Annotated in this window: 11 protein-coding genes and 1 tRNA gene; 4 read left to right on the plus strand and 8 right to left on the minus strand. The window is 72.6% G+C overall.

The annotated features are described in order from the left end of the window. The 5 genes from FPZ41_RS38105 to FPZ41_RS38125 all read right to left on the minus strand — a co-directional run. On the minus strand, window positions 1–727 hold a 727-nt coding region (locus FPZ41_RS38105; RefSeq protein WP_194236364.1), incomplete at its 3' end, for a trypsin-like peptidase domain-containing protein. A gap of 34 nt (window positions 728–761) precedes the next feature. Further along, window positions 762–1,085, minus strand: a complete 324-nt coding sequence (locus FPZ41_RS38110) for a trypco2 family protein (RefSeq protein ID WP_152868347.1) — start codon at window positions 1,083–1,085, stop codon at window positions 762–764. A 106-nt stretch (window positions 1,086–1,191) separates the two neighbouring features. Continuing rightward, window positions 1,192–2,571 (minus strand): M1 family metallopeptidase, encoded by a 1,380-nt coding sequence (locus FPZ41_RS38115; protein WP_322621254.1) that lies wholly within the window; start codon window positions 2,569–2,571, stop codon window positions 1,192–1,194. Window positions 2,572–2,681: 110 nt separating this feature from the next. After that, window positions 2,682–6,563, minus strand: coding sequence for a Pls/PosA family non-ribosomal peptide synthetase (locus tag FPZ41_RS38120; protein ID WP_152868349.1), 3,882 nt, complete (start codon window positions 6,561–6,563; stop codon window positions 2,682–2,684). A 283-nt stretch (window positions 6,564–6,846) separates the two neighbouring features. After that, window positions 6,847–6,931: transfer RNA gene (locus FPZ41_RS38125), tRNA-Leu, on the minus strand. A 188-nt stretch (window positions 6,932–7,119) separates the two neighbouring features. Here FPZ41_RS38125 and FPZ41_RS38130 point away from each other — a divergent pair. From FPZ41_RS38130 to FPZ41_RS50030, 3 genes are all read left to right on the plus strand, one after another. Next, entirely contained in the window at window positions 7,120–8,445 is a 1,326-nt protein-coding gene (locus FPZ41_RS38130) for a M20/M25/M40 family metallo-hydrolase (RefSeq protein ID WP_322621255.1), read from the plus strand. 142 nt (window positions 8,446–8,587) lie between these two features. Next, window positions 8,588–8,821 carry a chaplin ChpH gene (gene chpH, locus FPZ41_RS38135; RefSeq protein WP_131565621.1) on the plus strand — a complete coding sequence of 78 codons (234 nt, stop codon included), beginning with the start codon at window positions 8,588–8,590 and terminating at the stop codon, window positions 8,819–8,821. 137 nt (window positions 8,822–8,958) lie between these two features. Further along, window positions 8,959–9,750: a chaplin family protein gene (locus FPZ41_RS50030; protein WP_152868353.1), complete on the plus strand. Its 792-nt coding sequence runs from the start codon at window positions 8,959–8,961 to the stop codon at window positions 9,748–9,750. A gap of 68 nt (window positions 9,751–9,818) precedes the next feature. On the opposite strand, the gene FPZ41_RS38145 is transcribed toward FPZ41_RS50030, so the two are convergent. Continuing rightward, window positions 9,819–10,007 carry a DUF5703 family protein gene (locus tag FPZ41_RS38145; RefSeq protein WP_014671721.1) on the minus strand — a complete coding sequence of 63 codons (189 nt, stop codon included), beginning with the start codon at window positions 10,005–10,007 and terminating at the stop codon, window positions 9,819–9,821. 47 nt (window positions 10,008–10,054) lie between these two features. Between FPZ41_RS38145 and FPZ41_RS38150 the strand changes: the two genes are divergently transcribed. Further along, complete coding sequence (locus FPZ41_RS38150) at window positions 10,055–10,741, plus strand: hypothetical protein (RefSeq protein WP_152868355.1); 687 nt, start codon at window positions 10,055–10,057, stop codon at window positions 10,739–10,741. Between the two features lie 104 nt (window positions 10,742–10,845). Here FPZ41_RS38150 and FPZ41_RS38155 read toward each other — a convergent pair whose 3' ends face one another. Together FPZ41_RS38155 and FPZ41_RS38160 are read right to left on the minus strand one after the other, a co-directional pair. After that, a complete protein-coding gene (locus FPZ41_RS38155) occupies window positions 10,846–13,152 on the minus strand; it encodes a helix-hairpin-helix domain-containing protein (RefSeq protein WP_322621256.1) in 2,307 nt (768 codons plus the stop codon). Continuing rightward, complete coding sequence (locus FPZ41_RS38160; RefSeq protein WP_152868359.1) at window positions 13,149–14,132, minus strand: aldo/keto reductase; 984 nt, start codon at window positions 14,130–14,132, stop codon at window positions 13,149–13,151. Before FPZ41_RS38160 ends, FPZ41_RS38155 begins: the two co-directional genes overlap by 4 nt. Between the last annotated feature and the right edge of the window lie 414 nt (window positions 14,133–14,546).

Below are 14,546 nucleotides of genomic sequence, written 5' to 3' on the forward strand. Positions count from 1 at the left end.
CGCCCGCCCCGCCGGCCCATCGGATCCACTCCTCCAGCAGCGGATCGTCCGCGAACGCCCGAGCGGGCACGGCCCGCAGCTCGGCGACGGGCCCGGACCCGCCACCCGCGTCGGCGGTGACGAGCCCCACCAGCCGGTCCCCGGCGAACAGCGCCGCACCGGACATTCCCGCCCAGCCGCTACCGGGCGTCCGCCGCGCGAGCGCGCCGGTCGAGATGACCCAGTGCCCGGACCGCACCCCCGACAGCGGATGCACGACGCCGCTGAACTGCCGCGACTCGCGCACCCTGTCCACCACGTCGTGGTCGGGGAATCCGACGGCGGTGACCTCGACCGGGTCGGCGGAGGCGAGGTCGGCCCAGTACGTCGTCGACCAACCGGCGGGCGGTGCCGGATGGCCGGCGTCCTTGGTGACCAATAGCAGCGCCACATCGCACTCGGGCCGCCACCACACGGCCACGGCGTCCCGGAACGGCCGGCCGGCGGAGGCGTCCGCCAGTGCCCGTACCCGGCACGGCTCGTGGCCACGGGCCAATTCGTCCAGCACCGCCGGCGACAGGGGGCGGCGCGGTGGTGGCGCGCCGGGCGCGGGCTCGTCGGCCGGAGTGCTGCCCACAGCCGCGTGCCACACCGTGAGCACGAGCTGCGGCGTGACGAACCATCCCGAACCCGCCACGCGGGCCCGCGGGTTGTAGATCTCCGCGACGCGCTGAGCGGTCAACGACACGGTTCGGTCCCCCTCAGAACCTGCGCCATCCTGCTCAGCGCGGCTCGCCGTCGACGTCCGCGGTCACCCGCACGGGACCGTCGCCGCCCGCCGAAACCGGGTTGAGTGTGAGCGACAGCCGGTGAGTCGTCTCCGACGCGGCCTTCCCCGCCGCTCCGAACGACACCACGCCGAAGCGCAGCCCACCGCTCCCCGAACCTTCCCGCATGATCGCGAGCGCCAACTCGACATCCACCTGCCCGAGTTCGAACTGCAGCGGCTCGCCGCTGCCCCGCGCCATCGCCGCCGTCAGTTCCGCCCGCAACGCCTCGATGGTCTCGGCCAGCCCACCGGCAACGGCCCCGCTCTCACTGCCCATACAACGACCCCCGTGACTCGGCCACAGCACCCTGAACACCGACCATGATGACACCGTGTCTGCCGGAACTCCCTCGTCCCCGCGGCGAGTCGAACACCGCCGGGCGCTACGCCGAGTCCGCGTTCGAGGGAGGATACGGCGGTCGCGCCGGGATCGCCGGACCGGGGGAGGGCAGCGGCGGCAGCGCCGTCTCGTGCAGCCAGGACGCGAACAGGTCGTCCAGCGGCTCGCTCGCGTACCTGGCCACATGCGTCTGGAAGGCCGCCGTGGTGACCGTGCCGCCCCGGTGCGTCGAGGCCCAGCCGCGCAGCATCCGGAAGAACGCGTCGTCGCCCAGCGCACAGCGGACGGCGTGCAGGACGAGCCCGCCGCGCTGGTAGAGCCGGTCGTCGAACATCAGCTTGCGGCCGGGGTCGGCCAGGCGCAGGTCCTGCGGCAGCGAGGACAGCAACCGGTGGGCGGCGGAGGCGAGTTGCTGGGCCGTACGACCACCAGAGCGCTCCGACCACAGCCACTCGGCGTACTTCGCGAACCCCTCGTTCAGCCATATGTGCCGCCAGTCGGCGAGGGACACACTGTTGCCGAACCACTGGTGCGCCAGCTCATGCGCGATGAGCCGCTCCGAACCCCGCACCCCGTCCACGTGGTTGGCGCCGAACACCGACAACCCCTGGGCCTCCACGGGGACGTCGAGCTCCTCCTCGGTGACCACCACGGCGTAGCTGCCGAACGGATACGGCCCGAACAACTCCTGGAACAGCTCCATCATCGCGGGCTGCCGCGCGAAGTCCCGCGAGAACTCGGGCAGAAGACTCGCCGGAATGTGCCCGTGCTGCGGAACGCCACCCAGCCCCGGATCGCCCAGCAGCACCGCCTGGTACTTCCCTATCGACAGCCCCACCAGATAACTCGACGTCGGCGCCGACTGCTCGTACACCCACGTCGTCGTGGACGCCTTCGTCGTCCGGGTCAGCAGCCGCCCACCGGCCACCACCTGGTACGCGGACGGAGTGGTGACCGAGATCTGGTACGAGGCCTTGTCGGCGGGCCGGTCGTTGCACGGGTACCACGACGGCGCCCCGACCGGCTGGCTGGCCACCAGCGCCCCGTCCGCGAGCTCCTCCCAGCCGAGACCGCCCCAGGGACTGCTCACGGGCCTGGGATTGCCCGACCAGTGGACCTCGACGGTGAACGCGGCCCCGGCGCGCACCGGCTTCGCGGGCCGGATGCGCAGCCTGCCGCCCCGGTGCGTGTAGTGCGGCGCCCGGCCGTCCACCTTCACCCGGCCGATCTTGAAGTCGGCGAGGTTCAGCTGGAACTCGCTGAGCGCGGCACGCCCCGCTATCGCGTTGATCCGGGCCGTCCCCGCCAGCCGGTTCGGCCCGGGACGGTAGTCCAGCGCGAGCTCGTACCGGTGCACCCGGTAACGGGGATCGCCGTTGGCCGGGAAGTACGGGTCCGGACCCACTGACTGCTGAACCGCCACTGCTGCGTCTGCTCCCTGCGCTGCTCTCGTACGACGTCCATCGTCCCCACCCGACGCCGTGGAGGCCACGCCCGGCGACGCCGTGCCCGCCGGCACCATGTTCACCGAAGTCATGACTGCCGACGCCATGCCTCGATCGGGTTGCCCAGCCAGCGTGTGCCGTCGGGCACCGACTCCGCGGCCATGACCAGGGACGCCGGCCCCAGCGTCGTACGGGCCCCGACGGTGCTGCCGGGGAGGACGATTCCGCCCGGGCCCAGCGTTGCGCCCTCACGGAGGACCACAGTATCCGTCCGCAAGATCCGGTCATGGAAGAGGTGGGTCTGGAGCACACAGCCCCTGTTCACCGTCGCCCCGTCGCCGAGTGTCACCAGATCGCTCTCCGGCAGCCAGTAGCTCTCCACCCACACGCCCTTGCCGATCCGGGCGCCGAGCCCGCGCAGCCACAGGTTCATCAGGGGCGTACCCGGCACGGACGCGGCCAGCCACGGCACGGCCACCACCTCGACGAACGTGTCGGCGAGCTCGTTGCGCCACACGAAGGCACTCCACAGCGGATGCTCACCGCTGCGGTGCCGCCCCACGAGCGCCCACTTGGCGACCACGGACAGCACACACCCGGCCGCACCCGCCGCGAGCAGCACCACCCCGCACAGCAGCCACGCCCAGCCGCCCAGCGCACTCAGCGCCGCCACCGTCAGCACGGCCAGCGCGGCCGAGCACAGCACGGGCACGACCCGGCACAGTTCCACCAGACCGCGCGCCCACAACAGCCGGGCCGGGGGCTCGTACGTCCGGCTCTGATCACCGCCCGCCGCGTTGCGGGGCAGCCTGACCGGCGGCAGCCCCAGATACGAGCTGCCCTTCTTCGCCTTCTTCGGCGTCGCCGACAGCACGCCGACCAGACCGCCGTCCGGCACGCTGCGCCCCGGCGCGGTCATCCCCGAGTTGCCGAGGAACGCCCGGCGCCCGATCTCCGCCCGACCGATCCGCAGCCAGCCGCCGCCCAGCTCGTACGGCGCGGTCAGCGTGTCGTCCGCGAGGAACGCGCCGTCGCCCACCGTGGTCAGACTCGGCAGCGCGAGCACGGTGGACACCTCGGCACCCCGGCCGACCCGCATCCCGAGCAGCCGCAGCCACACCGGCGTGACCAGCCCCGCGTACAGCGGGAACAGCATCTCCCGGGACCGGTCCATCAGCTGCGTGACCGTCCAGGCCTGCCAGCCGACCCTGCTGTGCGTGGGATGCGTACCCTCGCGCAGCCCCAGGCTCAGCAGCCGTACGGCGACGAGCAGCAGCAGCGCGTACACCACCCCGAAGGCCAGCGTCGCCGGAACCAGCGCGAGCACCGCGCCCCGCAGCGCCTCGCCGAGCCCGGCGCCCGGCGCCACGAACAGGCTCACCGTCAGCAGCGCGGCGAGTCCGGCGAGCAGGGGCAGCGCTATCAGCCCCACACCCGTCACGCCGTACAGCGCCCGCCAGAACACGCCCCTGGCCGGCCGCTCCTTCGGCCAGTTCCGCTTGGCCTTGCCGAGCTTCACGGCGGGCGCCCCGGCCCACCGCTGCCCGGTGGGGACCTGCCCGACGACGGCGGACCCGGGCGCGACCTCGGCCCGCTTGCCCACACGCGCGCCCGGGAACAGCATGCTCCGCGTCCCGACCACCGCACCGGCACCCACCTTCACCGGCCCGATCTCCAGCCGGTCACCGTCCAGCCAGTGGCCCGACAGATCCACCTCGGACTCCACGGCCGCACCCCGCCCGAGCTTGAGCATCCCGGTCACCGGCGGCAGCGAGTGCAGATCCACCTCGGGCCCCACCTTGGCGCCCAGCGCACGGGCGTACCGCTCCAGCCAGGACCCGGTGAGCGAGGCCGCACCGCTGAACTCGGTGAGCCGCTCGGCCGTCCACAGCCGCAGATGTACGCTCCCGCCACGCGCGTACCGGCCCGGAGTCACCCCGCGCAGCAACAGCCGCGCCCCGCCGGCGGCGACGGCCAGCCGCCCCGGCGGACTGAAGAACAGCACCGCCCCGGCCGCCACGGCCCACCAGGGAGCGGTCGGCAGCCAGGTGTACGACCCCGTCGCCCCCAGCACGTTCCCGAGGGCGGCCAACGGCACCATCCAGCGCAACCCCAGCAGCGTGAACAGCGGGACGAGCAGCAGGAGTTGCAGCACACCGGCCCGCACCGGCACCGGCTCGACCACCCGTCGGGAGCCGTCGTCCTGCGCGGACTCCTCCAGGTGCCGGGCGAGCTTGCGCAGCGTCTGGTGCTGGTAGACGTCGAGGACGGCCGCGGTGGGATAGCGGCCGCGCAGCCTGGTGGTGAGCTGGGCGGCGGCGAGACTGCCGCCTCCGATGGCGAAGAAGTCGTCGGAGGCACTGCCGACCGGAATCCCGAGGACCTCCGCCCACTGCTCGGCGAGCCAGGCCTCGGTCCCGTACAACTCCTCGGCCGGCCCCCCTCTCTCCAGTCCCTCCAGCGGCCAGGGCAGAGCGTTCCGGTCGACCTTGCCGGAGGTGCGGGTCGGCAGGTCGGCGACCGGCGCGAGCAGCGGCACGAGCGCGGCGGGCAGCTCGGCCCGCAGCTTCTCGACAGCGGCGGCGTGATCCCATCCGTCCTGGGTGACGACGTAGCCGACGAGCAGCTGATTGCCGCTACGGGCCGTCCGCACGGCCGCGGCCGCACCCGCGACACCGGGCAGCGCCTGCAGGGCCGCGTCCACCTCGCCGAGCTCGATCCGCCGCCCGCCGAGCTTGATCTGCTCGTCGGCCCGCCCGAGGAAGACGAGCCCCTCGGCGTCGGCGCGCACGAGATCGCCACTGCGGTAGGCGCGCTCCCACCCCAGCGACTTCAGAGGGGCGTACTTCTCCGCGTCCTTCTCGGCGTCGAGATACCGGGCGAGCCCCACCCCGCCGATCACGAGCTGCCCGCTGCCGCCCATGGGAACGAGTTCCCCGGCCTCGTCGACGACGGCCAGCTCCCACCCGCCCAGGGGCAGCCCGATCCGGACGGGCTCCTCCCCGCTCATGAGCGAGGCGCAGGCGACGACGGTCGCCTCGGTGGGCCCGTAGGTGTTCCACACCTCGCGCCCCTCGGTCACCAGCCGCTGGACCAGCTCGGGCGGGCACGCCTCCCCACCGAAGATCAGCAACCGCACGTCGTTGAGGGTCTCGGGCTCCCACAGCGCGGCGAGCGTGGGCACTGTGGACACCACGGTGATCTCCTGCTCGACCAGCCAGGGCCCCAGATCGGCCCCGCTGCGCACCTGCGAGCGCGGCACGGGCACCAGACAGGCCCCATACCGCCAGGCCAGCCACATCTCCTCGCAGGAGGCGTCGAAGGCCACGGACAACCCGGCCATGACCCGGTCACCGGGCCCGATCGGCTCCTCGGTCAGGAACAGCGCGGCCTCGGCGTCCACGAAGGCCGCGGCACTGCGGTGGCTCACGGCCACACCCTTGGGCTTCCCGGTGGACCCGGAGGTGAAGATGATCCAGGCGTCGTGCTCGACACGAGGCCGGGCGGCCGGGGTCTCGCTCCGCCCGTGCACGGTCAGCTCGTGCCCGGCCCCGACGACGGCCCGCACCCCGGCCTCCCCGAACACCAGCTCGGCCCGCTCGTCCGGGTCCTCGGCGTCCACCGGCACATAGGCCGCACCCGCGGCGAGAACGGCCAGGATCGCCACGTACAGATCATTCGTGCCCGACGGCACCCGCACCCCGACCCGGTCACCGAGCCCCACCCCGGCAGCGGCCAGCCGCCGGCGCAGGCCCTCCACCTCGCCGGCCAGGGCGCGGTACGTCAGACAGGTGACACCGTCGTCCAGGGCGGGCTCGTTCGGATACGACCGCACGGAGGCATCGAGGACGTCGACGAGGGTGCGGGGGGCGGGGGCGGGTCCGGCGACGAAGCGCGCCACGGTGCCGAACCCGTCACCCAGCCCGTCGTCGAGCAGCGTGAGTGCAGGTGTTTCGTGTACGGCCGCCATCGGTCCTCGCGTCTCGAACCCGGTCGATCCGGGGGCGCCGACGGACCGCAGGGGTGCCTGGGGATGTTCCGTACCGGCGCCGAACAAGCCCAATACTCTAGTGCGCTGGGAACTTCGGCCTGTCGTGTCGGCCAAGCAGCGGCATCCACGACACGACACGCGAGTGCGGGCCAACCACCGTGACCTGGGACTTTTCCGGCACGGGGAGATGTACCCCACATTTCGCCGAGGCAACGAGAAAGGGCCGCGACCTGATGGTCACGGCCCCTGCTGTGAGAGAGAGTGTCCGAGGGGGGACTTGAACCCCCACGCCCGATAAAGGGCACTAGCACCTCAAGCTAGCGCGTCTGCCATTCCGCCACCCGGACAAGGTGTCTGTCGCGCGGGGTTTCCCCCGTGGCGACAGAGGAAACACTACCAGGCTTTCGAGGGCCCCTGATCACAGCCTGTCCCCGCGTGAACGGTGTGTGACGGGCCGGGCCCGGTCTTGGGGCGGACGGGTGCGCGGAGAGAGTATGAGGGAGGTACACCGGCAGTGACAGCGGGAGGAAGCAGCGTGAGCGACACGGACACGACCAGGCACGTCACCGGCGAGGACGAGGTCGTGGACCTCTGCCGTGAGCTGATCCGGATCGACACCAGCAACTACGGCGACCACTCGGGTCCCGGCGAGCGCAAGGCCGCCGAGTACGTCGCCGAGAAGCTCGCCGAGGTGGGGCTCGACCCGAAGATCATCGAGTCGCACCCGGGCCGCGCCTCCACGGTGGCCCGCATCGAGGGCGAGGACCCGTCCCGGCCCGCGCTCCTCATCCACGGCCACACCGACGTCGTACCGGCCAACGCGGACGACTGGACCTACGACCCCTTCTCCGGCGAGATCGCGGACGGGTGCGTGTGGGGGCGCGGCGCCGTCGACATGAAGGACATGGACGCCATGACGCTGGCGGTCGTCCGGGACCGGCTGCGCAGCGGGCGCAAGCCCCCGCGGGACATCGTCCTCGCGTTCCTCGCCGACGAGGAGGCGGGCGGTACGTACGGCGCGAAGCACCTCGTCCGGCAGCACCCCGACCTGTTCGAGGGCGTGACCGAGGCGATCGGCGAGGTCGGCGGGTTCTCCTTCACCGTGAACGAGAAGCTGCGCCTGTACCTGGTGGAGACGGCCCAGAAGGGCATCCACTGGATGCGGCTCACCGTGGACGGCACGGCCGGGCACGGTTCGATGACCAACACCGACAACGCCATCACCGAGCTGTGCGAGGCCGTCGGGCGGCTGGGGCGCCACACGTGGCCGGTGCGGGTCACCAAGACCGTGCGGTCCTTCCTCGACGAGCTCTCCGACGCGCTCGGCACCGAACTCGACCCCGAGAACATGGACGAGACCCTCGTCAAGCTCGGCGGCATCGCCAAGATGGTGGGCGCGACGCTCAGGAACTCCGCGACGCCCACCATGCTCGGCGCCGGCTACAAGGTCAACGTCATCCCGGGTCAGGCCACCGCCCACGTCGACGGGCGCTTCCTGCCCGGATACGAGGAGGAGTTCCTCGCCGACCTCGACCGGATCCTCGGCCCGCGCGTGAAGCGTGAGGACGTGCACGCGGACAAGGCCCTGGAGACCGGCTTCGACGGCAAGCTGGTCGACGCCATGCAGAGCGCGCTGGGGGCCGAGGACCCGATCGCCCGCGCGGTGCCGTACATGCTCTCCGGTGGCACCGACGCCAAGTCCTTCGACGACCTCGGCATCCGCTGTTTCGGCTTCGCTCCGTTGCAGCTGCCGCCGGAGCTGGACTTCGCGGGCATGTTCCACGGCGTCGACGAGCGGGTGCCCGTGGACGGGCTGAAGTTCGGGGTGCGCGTGCTGGACCGTTTCATCGACGCGTCCTGACCGACCCCGGTATTCGGCAGGGTGTACGGGGATCGACCGGGTCGGGTGAATGCGACCATAAGCTCGTAGCTCGATTACATCCTCCTCGTTACAGGTGATGTGACTCGCTGATTGGAGTCGCTTTGCCAACAAGGAGGAATTAATGATCAAGAAGGTCGTCGCTGCTGCCGCTGCCACTGGCGGACTGGTTCTCGCGGGTGCGGGCCTGGCGGTTGCCGACTCGGGTGCTCAGGGTGCTGCCGTGGGCTCTCCGGGTGTTCTGTCCGGCAACGTTGTTCAGGCGCCCGTTCACGTCCCCGTGAACTTCTGCGGCAACACGATCTCGGTGATCGGGCTGCTGAACCCCACCTTCGGCAACACCTGCATCAACAAGTGACGTTGTGCCTCACCCCGTGAGGGGCCTCACCCCATGAGGGTCTGAGTCCGTCGGCCCCGGAGTGCACGCCATGCACTCCGGGGCCGACGGGTTTTTCCGCAAGGTCCAGGACAACGTCGAAGGCAGGGAATTCAGCAATGCGACAGGTCACCCGCAAGGGCCTGATGACCGTGGCGGCGGCGACGGGCGTCATCGCCGCGACCGGCGGCTATGCGAGCGCCGACTCCGGAGCCCACGGCTCCGCCACCAACTCGCCCGGTGTGCTGTCGGGCAACTCGGTGCAGGTACCGGTGCACGCCCCGGTCAACGTCTGCGGCAACACGGTGAACGTCGTGGGGGCGCTCAACCCGTCGGTGGGCAACAAGTGCGCCAACAAGAGCGGCGACAGCGGCTCGCACCACGGCGGCCACGGCGGCGGCTCGCAGAGCGGGTCCGGGCACGGGGCCCAGGCCGACGGGGACTCCGCCGGCTCGCCCGGCGTGGGCTCCGGTAACAACGTTCAGGTGCCGGTGGACGTGCCGGTCAACGTCTGCGGCAACAGCGTGAGCGTCGGCGGCATCGGCAACACGACGACGGGCAACGAGTGCGACAACGGCTCGGGAGGGGGCCACCACACCCCTCCGGGCGGCGGCCACGAGAACCCGCCTGGCAAGCCGGGGGAGCCCGGACACCCAGGGAATCCGGAGCACCCGGGGGAGCCCGGAAACCCGGAGCAGCCTGGCCAGCCGGGGGAGCCAGGACAGCCCGATGAACCCGGCAAGCCCGGCCACCCGAACAACCCGGGCACACAGACCGTCACCCAGCCCGAGGGCGTCGAGCAGCTCGCCCAGACCGGCAGTGAGCTGCCCCTCGGCCTCGCGCTGCCCGTCAGCGCGGGCGCGATCCTCGGCGGCGCTCTGCTCTACCGCAAGGTACGGGCGACCTCGTAGCCCCTGTGGCGTGTGCAACGGAGCGGGCCCCGCACCGGCGGGTCCCGCTCCGATTCAGTCGCCCGCCCTCACCACGTGGCGCGCACCTGGCGGATGATCCGCCGGCGCAACCGCACCCTGCGGCTGCCGTCGCGCAGCAGGCTGAGGCGATCCAGCTCCCAGTGACCGTACTCGGCGTGGTCCGTCAGCAGACGCGTGGCTTCCTTGCGGGAGACCCCGCGCGGTACGTACACGTCGACAAATTCGTATTCCGGCATCGCATCTATTGTGCGGGCAGAGGCCCGGTACGGATAGCGTCTGCACTATGTCTGATGCTGCGCAGCCCACCGCTGCCGAGGTACGTGCCGCCGCCGAGGCGGTCAAGACCGCGCTCGACCGTCACCTGGCCGCGGTCGAGCGGAGGACGGGTGAGGACGACCCGGCCGTCTACGAGGCGTTCAACGAGCTGGCCGCGGCCGCCGAGGAGTACGACGAACTGCTCTACGACCGTTACGACGAGGTCACGCCCTTCGAGATCCCCGGCACGGTGCCGCCCTACGCGGGACCGGAGCCGGAGGCCATCAGCGTCCTGATCCGCAGGGACTACACCGTGGCGGAGCCCCAGCGGCTGCTGGCACAGGCACAGCGCGTGGAGGCCGTGGAGGAGGACCGGAACGGAGCCGGTGGTTCCGCCGACTCCCTCGGCACGGCTCATGCCCTGGACATCGTGTTCGGCGAGTTCGAGGCCGATGAGATCGCCTCGCGGCACAAGGAGTTCGGACTGGAGGAGGGCGACTCCACGCTCTGGGTGACGGCTCTGGACGCGCCGACCGAGCCGGGCGAATGGCTGGAGGCCCCCTTCGAGCAGCCCGACGAGGACCAGGTCATCTGCCGCTTCGACGCCAGCACCAGCTTCGAAGAGGGCGACGGCGACGACCTGGACGACGAGCTCGTCCCCGAATCCGAACTGGACGACGACGAGGACCTGGAGCCCCTGGACGCCGATCGCTGAGCCCCTCCGGTCACGGCGACGAGCACGGTGTGGTGGCGGTCACCTGACAGCAGGTGACCGCCACCTTCCTTTGGCGGCGCGGGCCGCCACGCGGCTCGCGTGTCTCAACCGGCCGCCGGGACCTGCGCCTTGAGCAGGGCGGGCAGACGGGTCGTACGGGGCTTGGCCAGGACCTCGGCCACAGCCTGGGGCAGCGCCTGCTCCACACCGTGCACCACGGACAGATGGCGCTCGGCGCGGCCGAAGGCCGTGTAGACCCAGGGCCGGCTCAGGGCCTGGGCGGCGTCCCCGGGCAGCACGACCACCGCGGCCGGCCACCGCTGCCCCACGGCCTGGTGCGCGGTCAGCGCCCACCCGTGCCGCACCGACTGCTCCACCCGCTCCTTCGGTACGACGACGGGGGCGCCCGCGCACTCCAGGTGCAGCCCGTCGGCGTCGGCCTTCACGACACGGCCCGGCACCGTATGGCCGGGCGTGGGGGAGTAGGCGACGCGGTCGCCGGGGTCGAAGCCGCCGAAGCGGCCCGGACCGGGGTTCAGCCGCTCCTTCAGGGCGGCGTTCAGCGCGCGTGTACCGGCCGCGCCGCCGTGGCCCGGCGTGATCACCTGCGTTTCCTCGGCCGGGACCCCGATCGCCCGCGGCACCGAGTCCGCGACGAGCTGCACGGTCCGGTGGACCGCCTCACCGGCGTCCCGCACCGGCACGATCACGACCTCCTTGCCGGGCGCCTCGACCTGGTTCAGCTCGCCGATCCCGATCCCGGAGACCAGCTCGCCGATGGGACCGGGGTCGGGCGTGCGCGAGGCGACCTGAGGGCAGACCCGGGCGGCCAGCAGGTCCGCGAAGACCCGACCCGGCCCCGCGGACCACAGCACCCCTGGATCGCCGCTGAGCACCAGCCGCGCCCCGTCGGGCAACGACTCGGCGAGCACGGCCGCGGCCTCCACGTCCAGCTGCGGGGCGTCGAGCACGACGAGGAGGTCGAGGTCCAGCGCCCCGTCCACGTCCCGCCCGGGTCCTTCGGCACCGGACAGGAGCCCGGCAACGGTCACCACGGTCGCGAGGTCGTCGTCAAGGACGGTCCGCTCACCCTGCTGTGCCGCAGGTCCGTCCTGACCCTGCCGCTCACCCCCGGCCACCGCACCCGCGGTCGCGTCGGCGAGCAGTGCCGCGAACCTCCGTCGGCCGTCCGTGCTGTACGTGGCCGCGTACGCGCGCAGGCCGAGTGTGCACGCGGCGGCGACCAGGGCCGCGGGCTCCGCGCGGGATGCCTCGCCGCCGGTGTGCAGGACCAGGCCGTGCCCGGCGACCGCGCCGATCAGCTCCGCCGCGGAGCGTGGGGCCGAGGCGGTGGCCTGCTCCCAGCCGGCGGCCGAACCGTCCTCCTTGGGCACCGAGTTGATCACCCGGGCCAGTCCGTCGGCGAGGCTTTCCTCCGCGAGGGCGTACTGCTCCAGGCCGAGCAGGACGCGGACCGGGCGCTCCTCCGTCTCCTCGCCCTCGCTCTCCTGGGTCGGGGCCGAGGCCGGGGAGTCGAGGGCGTCCTGGAAGACCAGGGCGTCGCCCTCCGCGATCGTGCTCTGCACGGCCGCGTCCGGGTCCGGCACCGAGCGCCGGCTGAGCGCGGCGGTCAGGGCAGGGATCTCCAGGGCCGTGTGCCCCGCGAGCGCCGCCTGCTCCAGGAGCCAGACGGTGACCGCCCGGGCCCGTCGTTCGTCATCGGGGCCGCACTCCGCGCCGAGCAGCGCCCGCGCGAAGCCGTCGGCCTGCTCGGGCCGCACGCCGGTGATCCGCAGCAACTGCCAGGGGTCCGCGCGCAGTTCACCCGCCGCGCCCTCGCCGAGCACGGCGGCGACCTGCGGTGCGAGGGTCTGGGGGGCGCCGCCCTCGGTCAGTACGGCGTGCACGGCCTCGACCGTCTCGCGAGCCGGAGCCACGGGGCCCGCAGGGGTCGGGGGTGTCACGGGTGCCGTGGGCTGTGGGCGCCGAACCGGCTCGACCGCGGGCCTGCGCGGTGCGGGCTCCGGCCCGCTGAACACCGGGGACGCGGGCTTCTGCCCGCCCTCTACGGCCCGTACGGCCGCGAGGAGGTCGGCGGCCGTGCCAGTGAGCCTGCCCCCGCTCTCGACCGGTGCCGTCTTCTCGGCCTTCCGACGCTCGATCCGCTCCCGCTCGACCTGCTGGGCCGCCAACTCGGCCTCGGCCTCGGACCGATCGGACACGGCGCCGCCTTCGGCCCCGGCCGCCGCCGCACCTCCCAGGGTCGCCTCCGCACCCCCCTGGGTCGCCTCCGCACCCCCCTGGGTCGCGTCCGTGCCGCCCTCGGGGGCATCCGTTCCGCTCTCGGGTGCGTTCTCGTCGCCCGGGTGCCCCGGCTCGGCCGTCTCCGTGGGTTCGGGCTCCGTGCTCACAGCGTGCTCCAGTCGTGATCGGGATAGCGGTGCAGGGGCGCCGACACATCGTCGAGAGCCCTGCAGATCTCGTCAGGAAGAGTAAGGGCCTCCACTGACAACGCCGCCGTGAGCTGCCGCGCGTTGCGCGCGCCGACGATGGGGGCGGCCACACCGGGGCGGTCGCGGACCCAGGCGAGGGCCACCTGGAGTGGGGTCGAGGCGAGACCGTCCGCCGCCGTCTGCACCGCGTCCACGATGCTGCTCGCCGTCTCGTCGAGGTACGGCGCGACGAACGGGGCCAGGTGCTCCGAGGCGCCCCGTGAGTCGGCGGGCGTGGAGTGACGGTACTTGCCCGTGAGGACGCCGCGGCCGAGCGGTGAGGACGGCAACAGGCCGACGCCCAGGTCCAGGGCGGCGGGGAGCACCTCGCGCTCCACGCCGCGCTGGAGCAGCGAGTACTCCATCTGCGTACTGGCCAGCCGCGTGCGTATGCCCGGGGCCGCGAGCTGCCACGTGGCCGCCTTCGCGAGCTGCCACCCGCAGAAGTTGGACACCCCGGCATACCGCGCCCGCCCGCTGCTGACCGCCAGGTCGAGTGCGTGGAGGGTCTCCTCCAGCGGGGTGCCGGCGTCGTAGGCGTGCACGTGCCACAGGTCCACGTAGTCCGTGCCGAGGCGGGCCAGGGAGGCGTCGAGCGCCGAGAGCAGATGGCCGCGTGAGCCGTCGAAGCGGCGGTCGGGGTCCGGCACGCTGCCCGCCTTGGTCGAGATGATCAGGTCCCGCCGTGGCACGAGCCCCTCCACGAGCTGCCCGAGCAGATACTCGGATTCCCCGTCCCCGTACACGTCCGCCGTGTCGACGAGGGTGCCGCCCGCCTCCCAGAACACCTTCAGCATGTCCGCGGCGTCGTGCTCGTCGGTGTCACGCCCCCAGGTCAGGGTGCCGAGCCCGATCCGGGACACACGCAGGCCGGTACGGCCGAGATGCCTCTGCTCCATGAACGCGACACTACTGTCCGGAACTCGCCACGTGGGAAGCCTGTGGACAACCGATTTCCGCAGGCCCGCCTCCGCGAGGTGGTTCGCTGGGGGCTGCCGCCTCCAGACCCCCGTTGTTCGGCAGGGGCGGGCGGGTCACGCGCGGGTGGGCTGTGTGGTCCACGGGCCTGAACGGCCCAGTCCTCAAACGCCGGACGGGCTGGAAATCCGGCCCCGCCCGCACAAACCAGCCCCTCCGGCGTTTGAGGAGCGGGGGCGCGGGGGCCGGCCCCCGAAACGGGGTCCGGGGCGGAGCCCCGAAACCCGGGGGTTCCAGGGGGCGCAGCCCCCTTGGCCGGGGTTGAAGGGGCGGAGCCCCTGAGGGATGGGACGGGTAGGGGCGGCGGGGGCGAGAAAACCCACCCACGCACCCAC

Origin of the sequence: Streptomyces acidicola (assembly GCF_009377235.1) — a bacterium.
Lineage (GTDB): Bacteria > Actinomycetota > Actinomycetes > Streptomycetales > Streptomycetaceae > Streptomyces > Streptomyces acidicola.

What these genes read in the sequence shown, in the direction of transcription:
- FPZ41_RS38110 (WP_152868347.1), bottom strand. Translation starts at nt 1,085, where the DNA reads ATGGGCAGTGAGAGCGGGGCCGTTGCCGGTGGGCTGGCCGAGACCATC.
- FPZ41_RS38120 (WP_152868349.1), bottom strand. Translation starts at nt 6,563, where the DNA reads ATGGCGGCCGTACACGAAACACCTGCACTCACGCTGCTCGACGACGGG.
- chpH (WP_131565621.1), top strand. Translation starts at nt 8,588, where the DNA reads ATGATCAAGAAGGTCGTCGCTGCTGCCGCTGCCACTGGCGGACTGGTT.
- FPZ41_RS50030 (WP_152868353.1), top strand. Translation starts at nt 8,959, where the DNA reads ATGCGACAGGTCACCCGCAAGGGCCTGATGACCGTGGCGGCGGCGACG.
- FPZ41_RS38145 (WP_014671721.1), bottom strand. Translation starts at nt 10,007, where the DNA reads ATGCCGGAATACGAATTTGTCGACGTGTACGTACCGCGCGGGGTCTCC.
- FPZ41_RS38150 (WP_152868355.1), top strand. Translation starts at nt 10,055, where the DNA reads ATGTCTGATGCTGCGCAGCCCACCGCTGCCGAGGTACGTGCCGCCGCC.
- FPZ41_RS38160 (WP_152868359.1), bottom strand. Translation starts at nt 14,132, where the DNA reads ATGGAGCAGAGGCATCTCGGCCGTACCGGCCTGCGTGTGTCCCGGATC.